Origin of the sequence: Caballeronia temeraria, assembly GCF_001544795.2 — a bacterium.
Taxonomy (GTDB): Bacteria; Pseudomonadota; Gammaproteobacteria; order Burkholderiales; family Burkholderiaceae; genus Caballeronia; species Caballeronia temeraria.
The window spans coordinates 115,011-135,665 of sequence record NZ_FCOI02000006.1 but is presented as its reverse complement, the minus strand read 5'-3'; the positions used below and the strand labels follow the sequence as shown (position 1 = coordinate 135,665).

21 protein-coding genes and 1 pseudogene are annotated in these 20,655 nt (G+C 60.4%); 15 read left to right on the top strand and 7 right to left on the bottom strand.

Going from position 1 to position 20,655, the window contains the following annotated elements; genetic code table 11:
• Positions 1-24: 24 nt before the first annotated feature.
• The 8 genes from hfq (at position 25) to AWB76_RS42870 (ending at position 7,958) form a co-directional block, all read left to right on the top strand.
• Entirely contained in the window at positions 25-306 is a 282-nt protein-coding gene (hfq, locus tag AWB76_RS11570; RefSeq protein ID WP_061160287.1) for an RNA chaperone Hfq, read from the top strand.
• Positions 307-2,266: 1,960 nt separating this feature from the next.
• The gene (locus AWB76_RS40840) at positions 2,267-2,524 is read left to right on the top strand and encodes a hypothetical protein (RefSeq protein ID WP_157696104.1); all 258 of its coding nucleotides are present in this window, start codon (positions 2,267-2,269) and stop codon (positions 2,522-2,524) included.
• Between the two features lie 146 nt (positions 2,525-2,670).
• Complete coding sequence (locus AWB76_RS43035) at positions 2,671-3,039, top strand: response regulator (protein WP_082864419.1); 369 nt, start codon at positions 2,671-2,673, stop codon at positions 3,037-3,039.
• A 230-nt stretch (positions 3,040-3,269) separates the two neighbouring features.
• Positions 3,270-3,581, top strand: a complete 312-nt coding sequence (locus tag AWB76_RS11565; RefSeq protein ID WP_061160286.1) for a hypothetical protein — start codon at positions 3,270-3,272, stop codon at positions 3,579-3,581.
• A 181-nt stretch (positions 3,582-3,762) separates the two neighbouring features.
• The gene (locus AWB76_RS11560) at positions 3,763-4,296 is read left to right on the top strand and encodes a low affinity iron permease family protein (RefSeq protein WP_374729923.1); all 534 of its coding nucleotides are present in this window, start codon (positions 3,763-3,765) and stop codon (positions 4,294-4,296) included.
• Positions 4,297-4,553: 257 nt separating this feature from the next.
• Positions 4,554-5,357, top strand: a complete 804-nt coding sequence (locus AWB76_RS11555; RefSeq protein WP_061160285.1) for an alpha/beta fold hydrolase — start codon at positions 4,554-4,556, stop codon at positions 5,355-5,357.
• A gap of 2 nt (positions 5,358-5,359) precedes the next feature.
• Positions 5,360-6,940 (top strand): hybrid sensor histidine kinase/response regulator, encoded by a 1,581-nt coding sequence (locus AWB76_RS11550; RefSeq protein WP_061160284.1) that lies wholly within the window; start codon positions 5,360-5,362, stop codon positions 6,938-6,940.
• A gap of 295 nt (positions 6,941-7,235) precedes the next feature.
• Positions 7,236-7,958 carry a YsnF/AvaK domain-containing protein gene (locus tag AWB76_RS42870; RefSeq protein WP_341845292.1) on the top strand — a complete coding sequence of 241 codons (723 nt, stop codon included), beginning with the start codon at positions 7,236-7,238 and terminating at the stop codon, positions 7,956-7,958.
• Here the strand turns inward: AWB76_RS42870 and AWB76_RS11545 are convergent.
• From AWB76_RS11545 to AWB76_RS11525, 3 genes are all read right to left on the bottom strand, one after another.
• Positions 7,938-8,654 carry a YrzE family protein gene (locus AWB76_RS11545; protein WP_061160283.1) on the bottom strand — a complete coding sequence of 239 codons (717 nt, stop codon included), beginning with the start codon at positions 8,652-8,654 and terminating at the stop codon, positions 7,938-7,940. The genes AWB76_RS42870 and AWB76_RS11545 overlap by 21 nt on opposite strands.
• Before the next feature lie 1,256 nt (positions 8,655-9,910).
• Positions 9,911-10,183, bottom strand: coding sequence for a hypothetical protein (locus AWB76_RS11535; RefSeq protein WP_061160281.1), 273 nt, complete (start codon positions 10,181-10,183; stop codon positions 9,911-9,913).
• Between the two features lie 1,044 nt (positions 10,184-11,227).
• On the bottom strand, positions 11,228-11,722 hold the full coding sequence (locus AWB76_RS11525; RefSeq protein ID WP_082864418.1) for a response regulator: 495 nt from the start codon (positions 11,720-11,722) through the stop codon (positions 11,228-11,230).
• A gap of 356 nt (positions 11,723-12,078) precedes the next feature.
• Here AWB76_RS11525 and AWB76_RS11520 point away from each other — a divergent pair.
• Positions 12,079-12,313, top strand: a pseudogene (locus AWB76_RS11520) (PRC-barrel domain-containing protein); the annotation flags it as partial.
• 43 nt (positions 12,314-12,356) lie between these two features.
• On the opposite strand, the gene AWB76_RS11515 reads toward AWB76_RS11520, so the two are convergent.
• Entirely contained in the window at positions 12,357-12,683 is a 327-nt protein-coding gene (locus AWB76_RS11515) for a CsbD family protein (RefSeq protein ID WP_061160278.1), read from the bottom strand.
• Positions 12,684-13,102: 419 nt separating this feature from the next.
• Between AWB76_RS11515 and AWB76_RS11510 the strand changes: the two genes are divergently transcribed.
• Together AWB76_RS11510 and AWB76_RS11505 are read left to right on the top strand one after the other, a co-directional pair.
• Positions 13,103-13,852: a glycosyltransferase family 2 protein gene (locus AWB76_RS11510; RefSeq protein ID WP_063936328.1), complete on the top strand. Its 750-nt coding sequence runs from the start codon at positions 13,103-13,105 to the stop codon at positions 13,850-13,852.
• A gap of 13 nt (positions 13,853-13,865) precedes the next feature.
• The gene (locus AWB76_RS11505; protein WP_061160277.1) at positions 13,866-14,540 is read left to right on the top strand and encodes an HAD family hydrolase; all 675 of its coding nucleotides are present in this window, start codon (positions 13,866-13,868) and stop codon (positions 14,538-14,540) included.
• Between the two features lie 154 nt (positions 14,541-14,694).
• Here AWB76_RS11505 and AWB76_RS11500 read toward each other — a convergent pair whose 3' ends face one another.
• Complete coding sequence (locus AWB76_RS11500) at positions 14,695-14,997, bottom strand: hypothetical protein (protein ID WP_061160276.1); 303 nt, start codon at positions 14,995-14,997, stop codon at positions 14,695-14,697.
• On the bottom strand, positions 14,994-15,368 hold the full coding sequence (locus AWB76_RS11495; protein ID WP_061160275.1) for a phage holin family protein: 375 nt from the start codon (positions 15,366-15,368) through the stop codon (positions 14,994-14,996). The genes AWB76_RS11500 and AWB76_RS11495 overlap by 4 nt, the downstream gene beginning before the upstream one ends.
• 690 nt (positions 15,369-16,058) lie before the next feature.
• Between AWB76_RS11495 and AWB76_RS11490 the strand changes: the two genes are divergently transcribed.
• The 4 genes from AWB76_RS11490 (at position 16,059) to AWB76_RS11470 (ending at position 18,404) form a co-directional block, all read left to right on the top strand.
• Positions 16,059-16,322, top strand: a complete 264-nt coding sequence (locus tag AWB76_RS11490) for a hypothetical protein (RefSeq protein ID WP_061160274.1) — start codon at positions 16,059-16,061, stop codon at positions 16,320-16,322.
• 653 nt (positions 16,323-16,975) lie between these two features.
• Positions 16,976-17,623, top strand: a complete 648-nt coding sequence (locus tag AWB76_RS11480; protein WP_244173314.1) for a hypothetical protein — start codon at positions 16,976-16,978, stop codon at positions 17,621-17,623.
• Positions 17,624-17,805: 182 nt separating this feature from the next.
• Positions 17,806-18,081 (top strand): CopG family ribbon-helix-helix protein, encoded by a 276-nt coding sequence (locus tag AWB76_RS11475; protein ID WP_053570377.1) that lies wholly within the window; start codon positions 17,806-17,808, stop codon positions 18,079-18,081.
• Positions 18,081-18,404 carry a type II toxin-antitoxin system RelE/ParE family toxin gene (locus tag AWB76_RS11470; RefSeq protein WP_061160272.1) on the top strand — a complete coding sequence of 108 codons (324 nt, stop codon included), beginning with the start codon at positions 18,081-18,083 and terminating at the stop codon, positions 18,402-18,404. Before AWB76_RS11475 ends, AWB76_RS11470 begins: the two co-directional genes overlap by 1 nt.
• 564 nt (positions 18,405-18,968) lie before the next feature.
• Here the strand turns inward: AWB76_RS11470 and AWB76_RS11465 are convergent.
• A complete protein-coding gene (locus tag AWB76_RS11465) occupies positions 18,969-20,654 on the bottom strand; it encodes a response regulator (protein ID WP_061160271.1) in 1,686 nt (561 codons plus the stop codon).
• Position 20,655: the final 1 nt, after the last annotated feature.

Genomic DNA, 20,655 nt, shown 5'->3' with positions numbered 1-20,655 from the left:
AGATAAACGACTGGGATTGCCATCATGCCCACCGATGCGAACGACATCCAAGCTGATTTCCTGAATGCCCTCGTGCGCGAACGGAAAGTCGTTTGGGTATTTCTGGTGAACGGGATCAAACTGACCGGCCAGCTGATGTCCTTCGACAAATACGTTCTTGCATTGCAGTCGCCGACAGGCATACAGCTGGTCTTCAAAAGCGCCGTGTCGACCGTCTGCGAATCACACTTTGTAGAGAAGCCACGAACGAGAGATCGTCCGGCGACGCCGCATGAGCGTCAACCCGCCAGGGGACACGAGCGGTAGTCGAGGTTCCTCGCAGTGGATCTCAACATACAGGGGCGGCGTGCAGGAAATAGGGGGAACCCCTGCACGCCGAACCGGCAATTCGGCTCGTTCAAGCAGCCGACGACGGTTGTCAGTATCGCGGGGCGGCTCGCAATGACAGGAGCGGCACCGCACACTACCGATCCACCTGTCGAACATCACAGGCGCGGGCTTTAAGACTATCCGCCCGCGGAGCCCGTGCACGATTTTCCGCAGTGGATTCGTACGAGACGCGCGAGTGTCCTTCTGACGACAGTGCCCAGGCGCTCGTTCAGATGTAGGTGAATCAGACCGTACCGGCGATGAAGAGTTCTTCGGGGCGTAGGCGCGATGGCGACGCTTCCTCTTGGATTAGGCTGCGGTAGCCTCGAGAGAACCGCGAGGGGTTCTTCCTGCCTGCCGCACCGCTCGCTCGCTCGTCGGGCGGGCGCTACGGCCAGCCCCGCGGATTTTTCTGCCTGACAGGCGCTCATGGCGCGTTAAAATCTGGCGGTAGGCCGCCATCGAAGTCCGACGGCTTCATGAAGCTATGAGGCACGTACTTCAACCCTGTCTGGGCACATACCGGTTTCGCGAATCGCCTGCTCCACCTCCGTAGGCGAGGCACACCCCGAAAGCCAACCAAGATCCTCGTTGCCGATCATTAGTCGCCCCGCCCATTGTCCGTTCGGCGTTTGATAGATTCGAAGGATAAGGGGTTCAAACGAATCTTTCATGGGCCTCTCTCCATGCGCCGTAGCGGCTCTGGCTTATGTATGAAGAAAGTAGCTGAACCTGAATCATATGTCCAGGGTCCTGTCGAGCCTCACGAATTCGTGGAAGGCCGTCAACGATCCGGTGATGATCAAGCGGGAGCGCCGATCAAGATCGAGCGCCTTACCGGCTGAGCTGCGGCGCAAGCTGCGTGGTGAACTCGATGCGCGGCCGGCCGAAGCAGGGGCGCGCCGGGCTGCGAATCAGCGTCTGGCGTGCAGTGGCCCGATGGCCAGAAAGTCAAAAACTCCGACCGACGCCGTCGTCGGACGGTGATGGATTGGTGGGCAATCGCGCGGGCGAACCAACTTAACTACCACCCGAACTTCGATGATGTCGCGCAGACATTCGTGAAGCGCCAACCGAGCGATCGGGGCAGTTGAGCTGGACCAGGGAAATCGCTACGCGCGAGCCAGCCGCAAGAGAACCGGATCTTGTAAGCGATCGCCGAGCGGGGCTATAAGCCCAAATGTCTTCCCCCAAAACCGTCCGGGCAGAAATCAGGGCATGCCTGGTTGGATGCCTCACAAGCAACGCCGTTGGAAAGGCACGGGGTCAATTGCGCAACGGCAAACAGATTGCGTATGAGATCGACGAGCCCCCAAAATAGCTGACGACGGTTAGCACATCGAAGGCATTCCGCGGGGCAAGCCGTCGCTCAACGGCCGGCGCGGGCTCGAACTTCCGGGAGGCCCGCTGCTCAACATATTTAGAACCGAAATATGGTCAGGTATTGCCAGGGCGCCGCGTTTCTGCCATCTATCACACGCGAAGACACGGCGCTGCTGTCCGGATCCTCGTTCTCAATGAGGATGGTCGATTCCTCTCGTTAGGTGCCTGCGCGTTTTTGCCAACGAAGACGGCGCAGTGGATTTGCGGGTCGCGTCGCGACCGCGTTCATTGACGGCGACGAACTGCTGGCGCTTCTCGCGATAACGATAAGCACCCAAACCGCGACGTCGTGGGAGTAGGAACGGCGTTTCCGAAAAGAGCTGGGCAAAGGGTCCGCTGTAACCCAGATCAGCGTCTTGCCCTGCGCGAGGAAGTAGCGGCGGCGCCCGTTTCACGGCTGTGATCTGATGGTTTCTGCCCGACACTTCCGCTCAATCGGCTGAAGGAAGGCGCTTGGCTCCGAGGCACGTTGGATGCTTGCATAAAGCTACGAAGCGCAATTTACGAGGCAGCCATGAATTCCATCCGAACTCTGTTAAGCGTCGTGCTTTTTGCCACGAGCGCGGGCGCAATTGCACAAAACACGTCCAACGCTCCGTCACCAGCGACTCAGCACGGCACGCCGACAGGCCAAGCAACTCAGGCTGCCTCAACCAGCGGCAGCAGCGCCCCCACGCTGATGCAGCAACGGGAGAAGGGCATGTCGCCGGACGGCGCGTCGGGGCCGGACGCGAACGCGAAGGCGAAGGCGACAGGCAAGATAAAGCAATAAACCGCTCCACCGTGCGCGCTAGGATGAACCGCTAGGCAGACAGCCGCAGCGAGGCGGCGCCTAAGAACTGCCGCAGCGCAATCCGCGCAAAGCGGCGAAGGGGTAGGGATGGCTTCCGTGTTGCTCGTCGATGACGACATGGATGGCTGGGTTCGCTTGGCGTCGAGATCGCGGCGGAAGGTTATGTCGTCCGAACCGCGAGTGACGGCGAGCACGCGCTAGCGCTTGCGAAAGCTGCACCGCCGGACGTTGTCGTGACCGACTGTGCGATGCCCGGCCTTAATGGCGTCGGATTAATCCGGGTGATGCTCGCTGAGCCGAAACTTGCACACATCCCGGTAATTCTCATCTCCGATTCTCGAAGACGCCCGAGCGTCCGGTGTGCCTGCTTCATGAGCAAGCCGTTCCCCGTGCTTGCGCTGCTTCGTCAGTTGAAAGTGGTCGAGAGACGGCAACGTGGGAGCCAGCATTCAATGCTGAGGGCCGCTGTCAGCCGTTTCACACGCATACGATAGGACAGGACGTCTACTCCGTCAGGCCCGCGACCGGCCATGGCTAGGACACCGCCGCGGCACCTTGCGCGTGCGCGCTACGGGCGTTGATCGCGCCGCAGTGGATCCCGTGCACGCGCGTCGTTCTTCGGCGGCACGACGTCCACCCATAGCCGTTCATTGCTCCTAGGGGTGCGCAAGCGATCGAGGTACGCCTTTTGCATCGCTCGTCTGCTTGCAACCGGACGACCAACATGAAGGCCACCATAATCGCCCACGAATCTCCTCCTGCGGACGCATCAGTGGAGATTCACCGATTCAAATTTCTGCTGGACGACGGTACAGCGTCTCCACTCGCCGAGACCATCTCTCTGCGCACAGCACGGGTGATTGTGGAGAACCTGGAGGACGGCAACGCTTTCATCAAGATGCTTCAAGCGATTGTGATGGCACAGCCGGCCGAGTACGACGACTTGGTCGGTCGGATCTTTCCCGATCATTACAAACATTCTTCCGATGGCGGACATCCGACGCGGGGATGTGACGGCACGTCCCCGATCTCATAGCTTCGTAGACCGGTAATGCGTGAGGGTCGACGTCTTTTTGTTTTCACCGTGGTGCCCTCGGTTTCCTAGTCGGGATCACCATCTCGCTAGTAGAGCGACCGAGGCGTCTCGCGTCTATCGGACGCAGACTTAATGGAGGCCCATGATGAATGAAAAAGCCCCGTTTCCGGACGCCGCGCCCATGGACACCGTCCCTTCGACGTCCAGTCCCAGCTATGCGAAAGCGCATCCTGTCACGCGAGCGTTCGATGCCTTCGCGAGCGCTGTCACGCGCTGGGCGGGGTCGCCCGTCGCATTCGGGCTGGCCGTAATTGTCATCGTGGTATGGCTCGCGTCCGGTCCCGTCTTCAAGTTTTCCGATGGGTGGCAACTGGTCATCAACACGGGCACGACGATCGTCACCTTTCTGATGGTGTTTCTCATCCAGCAGAGCGCGAACAAGGACAGCGTGGCGCTTCACTTGAAGCTAAACGAACTGCTCGCCTCGAACAAGCGGGCAAGCAATCAGCTGATCGGCATCGAGGACGCAACTGAAGACGAGTTGCGCAAGCTCGCCGCCGCCTATTTGCACCTGGCGGAGGAGCGAAATGGCGATGGCACCCAGGCGTTGCGCGTCGACGGCGGTGCGGCCGCGGAAATTGCGCGCCGTCTAGCGAATGCTCAGGCGAGGACCACGGACAAGCACGTAGGGGGCGAATGCGTCGACGCGAAATAGGGCGGAAATTGGCCGGACTCACCCCGTCGACTTCGCTTCTTGATGTTTGCGACAGTTGAAACTTGAAGCGGGTTGCCATGCGTCGGGGGGCACTGTCCGACGCACGAGAAACCGCCAGATTCGCGAGAGCAATTCATCGCGGTCCTCGTGCGTGCTTTCTGAGCAGCCTGCTCAGGGTGATATTGTGTCAAATATGCCGGACCGATCTCCGCCACGTAAGTCGTCGCGCGCCCGCCACCTTCTGCCTTCCTCACAAAATGAACGTCATCAAGCGCAATAACGTGCACGTCGTCGGTGATGGCCAGATGACAATGGTTTTCTCTCACGGCTTCGGTTGCGACCAGTCGATGTGGCGGTATGTTGCGCCGACATTCGAGAGTCGATACCGGACCGTGTTGTTCGATCTCGTTGGAAGCGGCGGGTCGGATCTTGCAAGCTATGATTTCGCGAAGTACAGCTCGCTGAATGGCTATGTGGACGACATACTTGAGATCCTCGCTGACGTCGAGGCACCGCCGGTCGTCTTCGTAGGCCACTCGGTCAGCGCGATGATCGGCATGCTTGCGGCGATCAAAGCACCCGAGCGTTTTGCGGCGAACGTGATGGTCGGGCCGTCACCATCGTTTATCAATGATGGCGCGTACCCAGGCGGTTTTGCGCGCGCGGACATCGAGGAACTGCTCGAAACGCTAGAGAACAATTTTCTCGGCTGGTCCAGCACGATGGCACCCGCCATCATGGGCGCGCCCGAACAGCCGCAACTCAGTGAAGAACTCGTCAACAGCTTCTGCCGGACCGATCCCGATATTGCGCGACATTTTGCGCGCGTGACCTTCCTGGCGGATCATCGCGCGGAGATGTCACGTGTCACGACGCCGACGCTGATTGTGCAGTCCAATGACGATTTCCTGGCGCCGGTTTCCGTCGGAGAGTACATGCACCAACATATCCCTGGCAGCCGCCTCGCCATCGTCAAGAATATTGGACATTGCCCGCACTTGAGCGCCCCGAGCGCCAGCGTCGACGCCATCGAGTCTTTCCTGCATGAGACAGGACTCTGATCATGCATGAGCTGCAGCGAAGCGTATCCGACTTCAGAGCAGCGTATGACCGCGCGCCCTGCGGGCTTTTTACGGCGACGGCAGGCGGGAAAATCCTCCAAGCGAACCGAACGTTTTGTGAATGGCTCGGATTCTCAGCAACAGAGCTGGTTGGGCACCGCACCTTTCTCGACCTGCTGACGATGGGCGGAAAGATTTTTCTCCAAACCCATCTCTCGCCGCTGCTGCAGGTGCAACGCTCCGTGGCGGAAGTCAAACTCGATATGCGTCGCCAGGATGGGGCGGTCGTCCCGATGATGGTGAACGTGTGCCGGGTGAACGAAGGTGGTGTTGAACTCGACGAGTTCGCCGTCATGGTCATGGGCGACCGGCATAAATACGAGCGCGAGCTGGTCGCCGCACGGAGCCGCTCAGACGAAGCCCTGAAAGCCAAGGAGACGGCGGAACTTGCGCTGAGACTCGCCGACCGTCGTAAGGACGAATTTCTCGCGACGCTCGCTCACGAGCTTCGCACGCCCTTGAGTGCGATGCGTTCAGCCATCGACCTGCTTTCGCGTCAGCAGGGCTTATCGGCTGACACGGTTTGGCCGTTGGAGATGCTCGATCGGCAACTCGATCAAGCCACGCGCCTCGCTGATGATCTGTTCGACGTGTCTCGCATCGCAGAAGGGAAGATCGAGATCAAGAAAACGCGCGTCGAGATTGGCGCGATCATTCACGAGGTCATTGAAAGCACCCGCGCTCGCCAGGCTGGGTCTGAGTCCTCGCACGAGTTCGACGTACGCCTCCCAGATGATCCCCTTTTCCTGTCAGCGGATCCGGTTCGGCTCGCCCAGATCGTTCAAAACCTGCTCAACAACGCCTTCCGTTATACGCCATCGGGCGGAAAGATCGGGCTCTTGGTGACCCGGCAGGGCGACGCCGTCGTGATCACCGTAGGCGACAGCGGCATCGGCATCTCGCATGAGGACCTGACGACGATTTTTACTATGTTTGCGCAGGTCCCGTCGGGCCACGGACGTTCGAAGGGCGGTCTTGGCATCGGCCTGGCGCTCGTACGGGCGCTCGTCCAACTTCACGACGGGCAGTTGACAGCAGCAAGCGAAGGACCGGGAAAAGGAAGCACATTTGAAGTTCGGCTTCCGGCCCTCCGTGCTGACCACGCTTCGTCGGTGGAAGAGACCCGTCTCTCCGCGGCCAATCAATCGCTTTCAGCGCCATCGAAACAGCGCCGGGTGCTGGTAGTGGACGACAGCGAAGATGCCGCAGCCAGTCTCGCGCTCTTGCTTCAAGCGGAAGGCCATACAGTGGAAACAGCGAGTTGTGGCCTGGATTCTCTACGCGTGGAGGATGCGTTCCATCCCGATGCGGTTATTCTGGACCTTGGCTTACCCGATATCGATGGGACGGAGGTGGCGCGAAGGATCCGCTCCAGGCGCGGATCGGACGTGATGCTTATCGCGCTCACAGGGTGGCAGGCAGAGGTCGAGCCGAACCCGGACGAAAATCCATTCGACGCCTACTTCGTCAAGCCGGCGAACATCAGCGAGCTTCTCGACAAGCTAGCGAACAAAACACAGTAACCCTCGCGTCCTCCGGTGGTGCACGACTTGCTGATTCCGCGCGCGCAATCCGGATTGCTTGAGCAAAAGCGGCTCAGCGCAGTCGCCGCCGGTGTTCTTGCACCGTCAACCGTAAGCCTTCTCCGAGCCGCTGGTCTGGAAACGGCCGCGCTACCGTAAGCACACCACATGACGGTCTGGGGCCAGACGCCTTTGGGGGACATGAGCTCCAACGTAGCTATAGCGCCGCTGGAGATAGCGAATACACATGGCTATCGTTCGTAATACAGATCAAATTCCATGAGGTCTAGTCGTCGTGTCTCGTCGTCATGTCGCCACTACGCAAATACGTTCAAGAGGAGGTCATCGCACGACGCAGGAAGAAGACAGGAACAAAGGGGACCGTGCCGACGTTGTGCGCGCGTCTCCAACTGCCCCGGTTTCAAAGAGGCGGCTTATTAACGGGCGGGGCAGCCGGGCCGTCATTGGGGACCGCCGTCCTTTCGACATTCACCTCGGTGCCTCGTACCGTATCGGCGATGGTCTCCGTTCTGGTGGATGCTTCCTTGCCGACCGCTACCTCTTCAACGACCCGCGACGTTTGGGAACCGCGGGCTCCTCAGCCGTCTCGCGGATCTCTACAGAGCCTTCCGTCGGCAAGCGCGAAGTGCAGACGGGCGGCGTTCGCGTCTATTCACGCGTAACGGAAACGCCGGTCAGCGAATCAGTCAGTCTGCGTGAAGAACACGCGACCATTGAGCGCAAAACCGTGGACCGCCCGGCGACCGCGGCCGACCTGAAGGGGGTGCGTTTCTTCATGAACGACCTTGCGCACCCGCACGGCGCCCGTTTCCGTCGTCGTGGCGCCGACCGCGATCTCTTCCTTGACCGCCGACACCCACTGTGTCCGACGGTCCAGGCGTTGGCATCGCACCGGACGTCTCTTCCTCACGCATGGGTTCCTCCTCATCCGCACTTCGGCCGGATCTGCACCGGCTGTCGGAAAGCGGCGGCTCGCTCAGAGACGACCGCCTCCTAGCACTGCACGGCTGCGCACCGTCGGCGTATCGGCGCCGGAAGCTGCACCACCGCTTTCTTCAAAGGGCGGCTGATGGCGAAAGCCGGCGCCGCCGGAGACGATGGCGATGATGGCTCCCACGATGAGCGCGGCAAAGGAGAACCAGCTCGCCCGCGCGACGCCCCGTGCCGCGGCATCTGCCGTTTCACGCGCCGTCTGTTCGGCCTGCGGACCTGAAGCTGCCGATGCCGCCGAGGCGGCGGCCGCCTGTATTTGCTGTTTGGCGTTATCGACTATCGACGGGGTCGTACCGGATTGATTGGCGGCGGTCGCCGCTACCTGCGCGGTCGTCGCGGCGACGCTACCCGCGGTACTGACCGCGTCGGTGATCAGCGAGGTCATGCCGTACACGATAAGCAGCGTCATCGCCGCCCAAGACAATAGACCGTGAAGCCATCCGAGCACGGGGGCGCAGCGGCCTGCAAAGTACGAGCCGATGAAGACCGCCAGCACCGTGGTAACGATGACCCAGACCCCGGACCCGAAGCCAAACCCATGCAACGGATCCGGCTTGGACATGGGCGCCAGCAGCGATGCGCCGATGGCCGTGCCGAGCACGCTCATAATCAGGTAAACGATCATCGAAAGAATGACGCCGGCGATTATCGAACCCCATGACAGCCGGGGCAGACCATCCCGAGTGGTTAGAAGCCTCATGGCTCATCCCTGTAGATAAGTGAACGTGTAAGGCAGGCGCCTGCAGCGGCTCTTAAGTAGCGCAAGCGTTGTGCCTATTGCGGATGCTCGCTCGCCCGATGGAGGGGCGTTGCCGGAGGGCAAGAAATTCCACGCGATGCGCAGCGGACGCGGCATGTGGTGCCGACGTCATGGTGCGGCGTGCGTGCTGGAGCACAGCGCGGCGCGTCTCTCTGTCTCGTGCGGGGTCGCGCGCAAGATACCGACCGCTTCGTACGGTTTTCAGGCATGCCTCGATGCAGAGCACTCCGATCCATGTGCGGGCGCGGCGGCGAGGATGCTTGAGGCAGTAGCGCCGTGCTAGGCCGACGAAGACGAATTGACATTGCACCTAAGGCGGGCAATCAAACCCACGAAAGTGCGCTCGGTCCTTCGAGCTGTACTCCCGCCGTCCGGGGTCGGGATAGTGGTCAGCGTCTGTTCGTCGTGATTGCCCGCATAGTTTTTTCTAGAGAATGCGATTCCGGGAAGAGCGCCTGCTCAAGACGCTGCGGTTAGCGGCAAGTACTACGCGATGAACTCCGCAATTCGTGTCTCTTCTCGGAATGAGTGGACTCGTTATTGCTTGAGTCGACGAACGCTACTCGAGGTAGGACTTATGACGCCCACGGAAATGTTTGTCGTCGCGCGAAGAGAGGACCCGTGCTCGCCAGACGCTGCGGCTCTTCTAGACGAGTTGGATGCGACCATGGCGCTCTTTTATGGAGCGAGGGGCCGCGGTCGACTATTTCACGAAGACATCCATTCTGCGAGGAGTACGTTTCTCATCGTCAGAACAATGAACGGATTCCCTTTAGCGTGTGGTGCGTTGCGCCGATCAGACTATCGCGTGGCGGAGGTCGCACACCTCTATAGCCGTGCCGCGAAATCGGGCATTGGCGCTGTGCTCCTTTCGCGGCTCGAGGCGGACGCAGCCGCGATGGGATACAACCAATTGCTGCTGCGAACTCACAAAGCGAACCGTCGCCGAGTTCTGCGCGCGCAATGGTTTCCGTCCGGACAGTCACCTATCCAGCGTCTCTTGTAAGGTTGACCGAAGCTCATTCAAAAAGGCACTCACGACTCCGATCGCGCAGTTCACGTAGTGGGCAGCGGTGCATCCGGAGGGACCCGTTCGCGACAGAGGCTCCGATCACGCGGCTCGCCGACTGTGCCTGCGATTCGGATCGGCAGATCAGTGTGCAAGTGCCGCGGGTCGTGTGGCGGCGGCGGGCGTACTAACGACCGCCCAAGCGACCGTAAATCACTTCATGCAGCTTGAACATCGCGATCTTCAGCTCGCCTGCTTCGATGAGCGAACGAGCGGTACGGATAAGATCGGCGTCGAAGGGATCAGGAGCGACGACCTGTTCGGCTTCGCTCGCGAGCCGGAGTACGTCCGCCTCGAGCAAGTCGGGGTAACAGCCCGTGCCGTACCGATTGGGCTCCTTGATCAGCACGGTCCAGCGATCAACCAGGTGATTCACCGTTTGCTGGGAAAGGCGTTCCATCAATGCTCCCCGTTGGGCGACAGCTGGTTTAGCGACCGCAACGGGCGGTCCAAGCCGGAAACGATGCCGTTAGGGGGCGCACTGGTTGCCTTGCATTTGGCTGCGCTGCTTAGTCAAGTGCAGTATAGGCGTTCTGGCAAAGCCGCTCGCGAGGTGTCTCGTGGACGGCCACGCGAATATGCTTTGGCTAAGGAGGCGGCCGCTCACTGCGGTGAAGCGCTCAAGCCGGTCCGCGGCGGCAGACGGATCGCGCAGGCTGACGAGGCGAGCTACCGAGCGTGCAGTTGAACAGTCCGTTCGCGCAGCGAGGCCCTCTGCGCGCTGATGTGCCAGCGACTCTCAGGCTTCCGATGCCTCGTGACGCCAGCCAAAAATCGTCCCTGACCGGCAATCGTCGCCCGGCGAGCCGCGCGATGTTGCAGGGCGACAAAGCTCACTTATTTCAAGTGCTTAGGGAGTTACGGCCCGGGTTGTTCACAGGCTTTTCAACCGAATCTGTGGATAAGTTCAGTCGTGAGTCCCGGCCTCAGATGCTTTTGGCCAGCGTTAAAGCGGTTACCGCGGGTCCCGCTCGCAGATCGTTCCCCTTGAAGCTTTTCCGCTCGAAAAGAAAGACATCGCTGTCAACGACATGCAACGCGTGCGGTAAGACTATCGTGGACGCTCCTGACCTCATTGACACATAATGTTAGTTATCCAAATAATTGCGACTATTGCGAGGGAGTTTCGGCTACGACCCCGCCGCGTCTACACTTCAGGCGTCACGACGGTGCTCGCATAGAACGGCTTCAACGTCGGCGCCCATTGCCTTCCTTTGCCGTCTCCCGCGCATCATGCCGACATGACCAGCGTAGACCGATTTCTTTAGGTGCCGAAATGATCGTGATGACAGTGGTCCCGTTGCTCCTCGGTGGAGCGCTCGTCGTTTATCTCAATGAACGGAGCGGCGAGGACAGTGGTCGACGGGGAAAAGGGGCGCGCGCTGAGGAAGCAGACAGACTCCTGAAAAGACGCGTGAACGACACGTGAGCTTCCAGGACTGGCCTAAAGCGCCCTGCCTCGCCCCGGCACCGTCGATGGCGCGACGTGCTCGATCAGGGCGAGGAGCGACCGGACCGAATGGCCTTTCCGGCAAAACGCGTCGATCTGCGCTTCTCTGCCCCGCTCGATTACCTCCGCCTCGTTCAGGGAGGTGTACGCGATGATCGGTACGTTTGCGAAGCGGTTTGAGCTGCGCATCGCCGAGGCCACAGCAAAACCGTCGCGGTCTGGCATTTCGATGTCGAGAGTGACGACGTGCGGCGTCCACGCAGGTTCCGTTCGAAAGGCGGCATTTCCCCCCACCGCGACAATCGTGCGGAAGCCTTCAGTCGCGAGGGCAGCGGCCAAGGCTTCGGCCCCCGCGCTGTCATCATCGACGATGAGCACGGCAATCGGCGGCGTAACACCCTCAAACGGACGAGCGTTCCATAACCCTGGAGGCGGCGCGACGGAGGGCGACATGACGGTGGGCGACACGCGTTTGAATGGGGAATTCATGCTTTCCCTGTCAGCAACGGGTATGCCCTCGCGAGGTTTGATCGCCGGTGTGAGCCGCAGGCCAAGTTAGCGGTAGGCGCCTGGGTCGAAGGAAACGTTTCAGCTCCCGCGAATCAGCTGCCGTCAACGCAGGGTGCGATGCCGGATGCGCCACCAAAAAGAAGTGGACTACTGAGTTGGTGGCAGGTGCTGGACCGGCTGTTGGACGTTGGCGTTTCTCGGTAAAACGACTTCAAACACCGTCCTTCGATTGTCTGACTCGACCGTGATGGCTCCGTTGTGAGAGGCGATGATCTGTTTGACGATAAAAAAAGGCCAAGCCGCAAGCCTGCGCACGTGTTGGAACCTGCTGCCCTCTGCTTGAAGGGCCGGGGCCGGAAATCGTGGCAGCCGCTACGCTGGATGGCAACTAGGTTCGCTCATCGGACGGCGAACATCGGCAAAATTTCGGACATCATGCTCGACGTGCGGGGCGGAGGGATCGCCTACCCTGTGCTGTCCGAAGGCGGTTTTCTCGGTATGGGCACCAAGCTCCACGCCATTCAATGGAGCGCCTTGACGCTCGATACCGCAGAAAAGTGTTTCCGCGTCCGTCTCGCGATGCTTTGACGGTGCTGCAGTCCGTAGTCTCGCGTTAATATCGGTCATCGCCCCGGTACCATTTTGGGTAAGAACGTGGGGGCGCTGAATTCGCGGTTGCCCAAATCGCACCCAGCAGGAAACCTAATCCAGCGGCCACTGCAAGCGCGGTCAGCGGACTATCAACGGTCTTGTCTCGTACGATTTCCGTCGTATCGGCGTAAAGCTGCTGCGCCTTGCCGCCGAGTTCGCGCGCCTTGCCGACCGCCTGCGTGCCCGTCTTCGCCAGCAACTCACCGGCCGCGTCCTGCACCTTACCGGCAGCGTCCTGCACCGTGCCGGCAATTTCCTTGACGTTTCCTTCTGTTGTATTTGAGTCCATTTTCGCTCCCTGATGACGTTAGAGATGGGAGGACGTTCTGCTGCGCGCTAATGGCCGGTCGCCGGTCCGCCGCCCGTTAATCCTGCAAATCGTGTTCCTGGTCAGAGCTGAGGCTTCCTGAAGGCACGAGCTGGCCTCGACACGGGGTCGGCATCCGTGCAACCTCAACGATGTAGCTGCGATCTCCGGGGGCTGCGCGTGCGCTCGAGCATTCCCTCCAAGCGTTCAATCGAGTTGGCCAGAAAGTTTGCGCATGCTTGGCCTGCTGAGACATGGGCTCGGCTCAGGCAAGCTGATTGCTAGGTCGAGTTCGATGAGGCGGGTAAGCCGGCCGGACTCATTCGGTGCGCGTTCGCGATCGGTCGAACTTGCGCCCGCGGCCCTGCAGCAGCTGTTAATAAATAACGAAAAGGAAGACTATGCTCGGCGTCGTGATCCCTGCGCACAATGAAGCTGCCCTTATCGCACGATGCCTTAATTCCATTCGAATCGCCGCTTCGCATCCGCGCCTCGGTGGCGAGCGCGTGCTGATGGTGGTGGTCGCCGACGGCTGCAGCGATTTCACCGAAGCGATCGCGGTATCAAGCGGGGCGCTCGTCCTTAGCACGTCCGAGCGCAACGTTGGCAGTGCACGCGACCTCGGGGCGCGCACCGTCATCGCCCACGAAGCGCGATGGCTTGCTTTCACGGACGCCGACACGACCGTACACGCGGACTGGCTCGTGCAGCAACTCGAGTGTGCGACGGACGCGGTGTGTGGGGTGATCACGGTCTCCGATTGGACGGGCCACCAAGCCGAGACAAGAGCCGACTTTCTCGCGACGTACCGCGATGTGGAGGGACATCGCCATGTGCATGGTGCCAATCTCGGACTGTCCGCGGCCGCTTACGAAGCCACTGGCGGATTTCAGCCACTCGCCTTCAACGAGGACGTTGCACTTGTCCATGCGCTCAGGGAGAACGGCTTCGCCATCGCCCGGACCAACAAGGTGCGTGTCGACACCAGCGCGCGAACGCTATCCCGCACACCGCAGGGCTTCGGTGCCACCTTGCGCGCGGTATCGGAAAGGCTCAAGGTGAGCCGGCGGGAATCGTCAAGCGACGCGCGCGGGAGCGAGCCGATGCTCGGCGCGCCACGAAGCACCGCCACACCGCTTAAAGGTAACTGAATAGGAGCGTCACATGTCCAAATCCGCGATCTTTGACGTTGATGGAACCTTGATCGATTCCGTCGATCTGCATGCGCTCGCTTGGCACGAGGCATTCGTCCAATTTGGCCACAACGTGACTTTCGAGCAGGCTCGCAGCCAGATCGGCAAAGGCGGTGACAATCTCCTTCCAGAGTTCCTCACTCCGCGGCAGATCGATGAATGTGGCCCCGCGCTCGAAGAGTGGCGCGGCAAGCACTTCAAAAGCGTCTATCTGCCACTCGTTCGTCCCTTCTCCGCGGTGCCGGCCTTGCTGCAGCGAATGCGAGCCAATGGCATCAAGCTCGCGGTCGCTTCCTCAGCAAAAAAGGACGAGCTCGATGCCTATCTGCAGATTGCAGAGGTCGCAGACATTTTTGACGCGATCGTTTCTTCAGAGGATGTTCAGAGTTCCAAGCCGGCACCCGATGTCTTTGAGATGGCAATACACAAGCTTGGCGTCTCGCCGTCCGATGCGATCGCTATCGGCGACTCGCCGTACGACGCGCAAGCTGCAACATGCGCTGGCTTACGGGCGTTGGGCTTGTTGTCTGGCGGATTCGCCGAAGAGGCGCTGCGGGAGGCGGGTTGCACGGCGATTTATACTGGGCCTGGCGGTCTTTTGGCGTGCCTTGACACTTCGGTGTTTGGACTGTCACGAAGCTGTTGAGCACGTATCACCGCCGCGAAAGTGGTTGACAGCGGCCGCTCAGACGAGCTTTGGAGCCTGGCGCAGCCCCAACTTGCGAGCGTGCCCGAAGTAGGCATCGATGAAACGAGCATCGTCGATGGTGACGCCACCATTCCGAGGTGACGACGAAAAGTCAGTTGCGCAGCGCATCGAGCACCCCGTCGACCACCCGATGGGTCGACGCGCTCAATCCCGCTCCGACTGCCGTCTGCACCGTGCGACGCAGCCCGAGGATGGCGACGCCGACGAGCGCAAGCGCGACCAATTCCGCGTTGGGTGTGCGCAGGAACCACGGTGCGGCACGCGTGGTGGCCGGCAATGTGCGCGGCACGCGCGAGACGCTGACGGGTTCGCTTGCGATACGTGCGGCGATGAGCTCCGCGCGTGATTCCGCCATGCGCGCGAGCACGGCTTCCTGGGCTCGCGCGTGCTTCATTGCGCCGCCTCCCTGATGGCGTCGACGTCTCGACGCAACTCTTCGCGCAGCAAACGGAACGGTTCAGCGGGCTTGCGCGACAGCATGACGATCAAAGCGATCACCGCAATCGCAAACCACGCACCCGCCACGCACCACGCCGTCAGCACGAGATGCGGCGTGCCGGTCGCTGTTACGATCACCGCGATCGACACGAAAGACAGTGTGAACAGCAAGCCAATCGTGAGCCCGATGAGCGCGACCACTTCATGCAGCACGCGTTTCTTCGTCTCAGCGAGTTCGATTGGAATCAGTTCGCCGTAATCAACGAGCCGTCCCGTGCAGAAATGGCTGATCTTGCGCCATTTGGCGATTTTTCTCTGGATTGTCATCCTTGCCCTCCAGCGCGTTGCCGTCCAGACGTGGGTCTGGCCGGTCACTAAAGAGCAGCGAGCGTGCCAGCACTTAAGGAGGGCTCTGCAGAACGCGGTTTCAAATGCCTGCGCACTCTGCGGGCGTTCGGCGGAGCTTTCTCGCTCAGCATGGTCTGCCAATGACAGAGGTGATGGGCCCACACTTTGTGACCTCTCATTGAGAGGGCGGGAGCGAGTTCAACCTGCGGCGCGGCTTACGCTTTGCGCAGCGCCTTGAATTTCGCCATGCAAATAATGTGGTGATCTGAGCGCTATTCTTCGCTAGCGCCCGTTATCGCGTCCATCCGTTTCGAATTCTCAAGCGACAGTTTGTTTCTTGAAGCTGTAAGGCCGAAGCTAATCGTTCCCAGTTTCGCCGGCCTTCGAGACAAGCTCGGTACCGGCCTGGGCGCCGCTTCGCGAGTCTTCGGTCAACGCCTTGCTTTCTTTCGCGGCGTTAGCAAGTCGTGTCCGCCCCGCCGTTCTCCGTTCACATTCAACAGTTCATCGATCGCAGGATGCCAAAGACGCTTATGGGACGCTCCCCCACTTATTCCGCCGCTATTACTCCCGCCGCCCCAATCGTCCCGTACAAATTTTTGCACACAGGAGGTCGGGGAATGCAACGTGCTTTTAATACCGGCCATCCATCACGAGCCGAGGTCCGCGATGCACGACGACGAGTTCATGTTCGCGCGTCTGCTGATCCTGCCGATCGGCGCCGCGCTGGTGCTCTCGGATAAAGTATCTAAACTCGATGCCAAGCAGGCCATCAAGACGGCGATGAGGCGCGCCCCCAATCTCCGCTTCGCGATCGGGGAACACGTCGCCCATCCGCGCGACGGAGAAGAAATTCGCTACGTGCGCATCGAACGCCTGACCGACGCAGACGGCACGGACGAGTGTGAGGGCGGTCCGCATCCCCAAACGTGACGAATGCGGACTGAAATCACTGACTCGGAGACGCCTGAGGAGTCGGATTACCGGCTTGTTAAGATTCGTACCGAATGCGAGACCTGGTGCGGCATCTGCGAAGTGTTTTATCGGAACGGCGAGCCATATGCTCGCACCGAAGACTTCGTACCGCTCGCATGGGAGATTGACGACGATAGGCAAGGCGCGAAGCTACTTGAGCTTATGCGTACAGCGTTAGAGAAGCCGGTGTTAGACGGCAACATCCTACCGTCCAGCGAAACTCGACCGAAAAAATGATTCAAGGCTGATCAAAGTTCGAGCCACTTCTCAGCAACGTCGGCAAGCCAGAGTTCTTCATTTTGCGTGCAATCCTCCGCGGACCGGCCCCGCGGCGATAATTCCGTGGGCATTAGCTCGGCGACTCAGCGATTCGATCAACAGCGAGCGGAAGGCAAAGCTTCCAGCAACTCGTGAGCACTGACATCCCTGGCTCCATCGAAGCCCATGCTGCGGAGCTTTCGCACCGAATCGACGTTGACCCCAACGCAAGCGGCAACGTCGCACTCATAGTCGAGGTCTATTAAAGTTCAAGTCTGATAGTGTCTATTATCGGGATAGCGTTTCAGGGGTAGAATTCCCGACTTCCAATTTACAACATAGGGGAGAGGGCCGTGGCGCAAGCCTTGCCGCCGGATCACGAAAAAAACGACGAGCCGAACGATTTTGAGCGGTGGCCGGCCGAGGCGCCGACCGCCGCGATCGCGCGCGTCGTGCTTGAACTTGATGAAGCGATCACCCTGAAACGCCGGGCGGCCGCCGCGTGGCTGACCGCGCACGGCGATGCGGTGCCGCTGCTGCCGGTGAGGCCGTCCCGGCTCGAGCTCGCGGTGGTGATTGGGCTCGCCGAAACCTATGGCGCCGCGCTCCGTTCGGCGCGGCGCTTCCTACCGGTGCTCGACTTCACCGCCGACCATGGTGCGGTGAAGCTGGTGCAGCGGGTCATGTATGGCGCGCGCCCGACCACTCACTTCGATGTCACCGCGTACGCCGCGGAAAGCGCGCGGCTGGCCGAACTGCTGCGCGAGGCCCGCCCGGCGTTCGAGTTTCTCTGTGCGACGTGGCCCGAGGCATTCATGGGGCAAGCGAGCGAGGCGCTCGCCCAGCTCGGGCTGCCCACACTGCGCGCACCGACGCCGCCGCCCACGAACGGTGAAAGACGCGGCCGCGACAAGCCGATCGATGAGTCGCACGACGAACCTGGCCACGCCCCCGGCGACGCGGGTAGTGATCAGTCAGATGAGGAGGGGGGCGATGCCTGAGCGCGCGCGTGTGGCGACAGCGTCGTCCCCGGAAAAGCTCACCGCTAAGACGGAACGGCCCCCGGAGAAGCTCACCGAGGATTCACGAACAAGGTTGTGCTGGTTAACCCCTCAGAAACACTATTGAGACAAGGCTATTGCGATATAATAGGAGTCACCGAACGCAAGAGGCGGAGGGTGCGATGGCGGAAGCGTTGAAAACGGTGACAGCTCAATTGCCCGTGAATCTCGTGGACAGGATGGACGACATGGCAGCGCGCCTGGACCGTTCGAAGCAGTGGATTGTGCGCAAGGCGGTAGTGGCGTATATGGCTCGCGCCGAGCGCGAACGCCAGATGATCCAGGAAGGCTTGGACGACGTTGACTCAGGACGTCTCGTGTCGATGGAAGCCATCGAACGCTGGGCGGATTCGCTGGGCACGGACGACGAACTGCCTTTGCCGAAGGTTGGCGACTAATGGCGATCCCCGTCCTGTTCACGAGCAAATCGGCGTCTGACCTGCTAAGTATTTTCGAGTTTGAGAAGAAGATAAACGGCGCAAAGAAGGCGCGCGAGATCGTGAAAGCGCTGAACGCCGAAGCCCGATCACTGGGCGCGAATCTGCGGCATCGGATAGGTGAAGAACTGGACGGCTGGGAAGGTCCGCCGGCGCGGGAGGTCCACAAGGACATTTGTTTGCAGGGAGATTACGAGATTCACTACGAAATCATGCCTGCATACGAACCGGTCCCAACCAGCATCGTCATCCTCAGAGTATGGGACACCCGGCAGGAGCGATGAACCAAGGGCCGCAAGGGCCCTTTCCTTTTCTGGAGCAGGCGTGGCGTCCCGCGAAAACGTGGCGGAGCAGCAGCGCACGTCGTTCGAAAAGGCGAAAAAGTGGAGGCAACTTTCCAAGCTTTGCTGCTGCGCGCTGGCTGACAACCAGTTACCATGAATAAGACGATTCCTATGCAACGGCATATACGGGCCCGTGAGTCCGGAGGCGGTTGACTCACTTCATGTTTCTTCTCTGGTTTCGAGGCTCGCGTCTCGTGGCCGCAGGGTGTTGACATAACGCCGTCGTAAAATCTGTTTCATGTAGATAGCAATCCTAACACAAAGACAAACCCGAGCGCGGACGCATCTTCCTATGGCTTTTGGGGCTCGTCACCGTACATGGGCTTTCGCAGTGCAGGGAACTACACGTCGCATTGCTAGTTGTGCGCCGCGTCCTCGCGATGCGGGCAGTTCTCTAGCTCCGCGCCAAGACTGTCGTTTCGTCATGCCTTCGCCCGTCGTCCGTCGTTCCGATAACAACCAAGAGGTTCGATATTCTCTCTTCGGCCGCGCGACGTTTAGATCTTATTCGGGCGCACTCAGTGCTAAGCGGACCACGCGTGAAAGCTCGTCGAGTTGGAATGGCTTGCGCAGCGCCGTGAAGCGCTTATCAGTGATTTTCGAAACATCGACATCTGCGTAGCCTGTGGCAAGAATTACTGGCAAATTCCCGCGCAATTCGTGGGCCTTTTCTATGACCTGCAAACCGTTCATTCCGGGCATGGCATAGTCGACCATCAGCAGGTCAGGGTCGTCGAGGCGAAGGCGCTCAAGACCGCTGACGCCATCGCGGGCGTGCGAAACGGTGTAACCGAGAACCTGCAGGCATTCGACCAGCATGCTTCGGACGTCCTCGTCGTCCTCGATTACGAGGACGCGGCGCCCCTCCACGGCGCGGTTATCCGGGTGTGAACCAGCGACGATTTCGTGCGTTTCCTTTGCTACGAGCGGCAACCACATCTCTACGGTGGTGCCTTTTCCCATCTCGCTCTCAATGCGCGCAATACCGCCTGCCTGCCGTGCGATTCCGTACACTTGACTCAGCCCCAACCCGGTGCCCTTTCCGACCGGCTTCGTCGTAAAGAACGGGTCGAACACGCGAGCGAGGATGCCTGGCTCGATGCCCGTGCCAGCATCGCTCACGCTGACGACAACATAGCGTCCGGCGGCAAGGGTTTCATCCGGCGCAGGCCGTTCGCTCGCGTGGATGGAAAGGCGTCCGCCGCCCGGCATTGCGTCGCGCGCGTTAATGGCGAGGTTGAGCACGGCGAGTTCTAGCTGGTTGGCGTCCGCCCGGGTCCAGAGATCTTTCGCATCCGCATGGGTCGAGAACGCGACCGCCGGTCCCAGCGAGATCGAGATGATGTCACGCATGCCTTGCAGCAGCGAAGTGACGTTCACGGCCTTCAGGTCGAGATTGCTCGTGCGTGAGAACGTGAGCAGTTGGGCGGTGAGCTTGCCACCACGCTCGGTGGCGCGTTTGATCGTTGCAGCCATCTTGCGCACCCGCTCATCATCACTTACGCGCGCAAGCAGCTCGGCGTTGGCCATGATGACATTCAGCAGATTGTTGAAATCGTGCGCAATGCCGCCGGTCAGTTGGCCCAGCGCTTCCATCTTTTGCGACTGGACGAGCACGGCCTGCACTTTGGCGCGCTCGTGGATTTCTTTCATGAGCCGGTCGTTGGCCGATGCAAGCTCACGCGTGCGTTCGCTGATACGGCTTTCGAGCGATTCATTGAGGTGCTCGAGCGCTTCTTGCGCTTTCACGCGCTCGACCAGATGCTGCTCAGACTCCGCCAGATGCTTGCGCGACTCATACTGTCGGGCACGGGCGCGCAGGGACGATGTCACCGCACGACGCAATGTCTCGGAGTTCAACGGCCGCTCGAGAACCAGTACGTTCCCCAGCCGTTCGAGCAGGTGGAGGCTCGCGGCGGAACGGCGCTCAGCCATACGCCCCGAGAGCAGAATGATGGGGAGATCGGACCAGGCTGCTTGCTGGTCGAGCCACTCCCCGAGCGCCCGGGCGCTATCACTCTGAATGGATTCTTCCGTGATGATCGCAACGCCCGCTCCGCGCTCCAGTTCCCTCAATAGACATTCCGAATCAGAACACGCGAAGCAGCTTCGGCGGTCGGTCGCGAGGACGTCGGCAATAACATCGGCGTCGCGACCGAAGGGCGCCATGATAAGAACGCGAAATTCCATT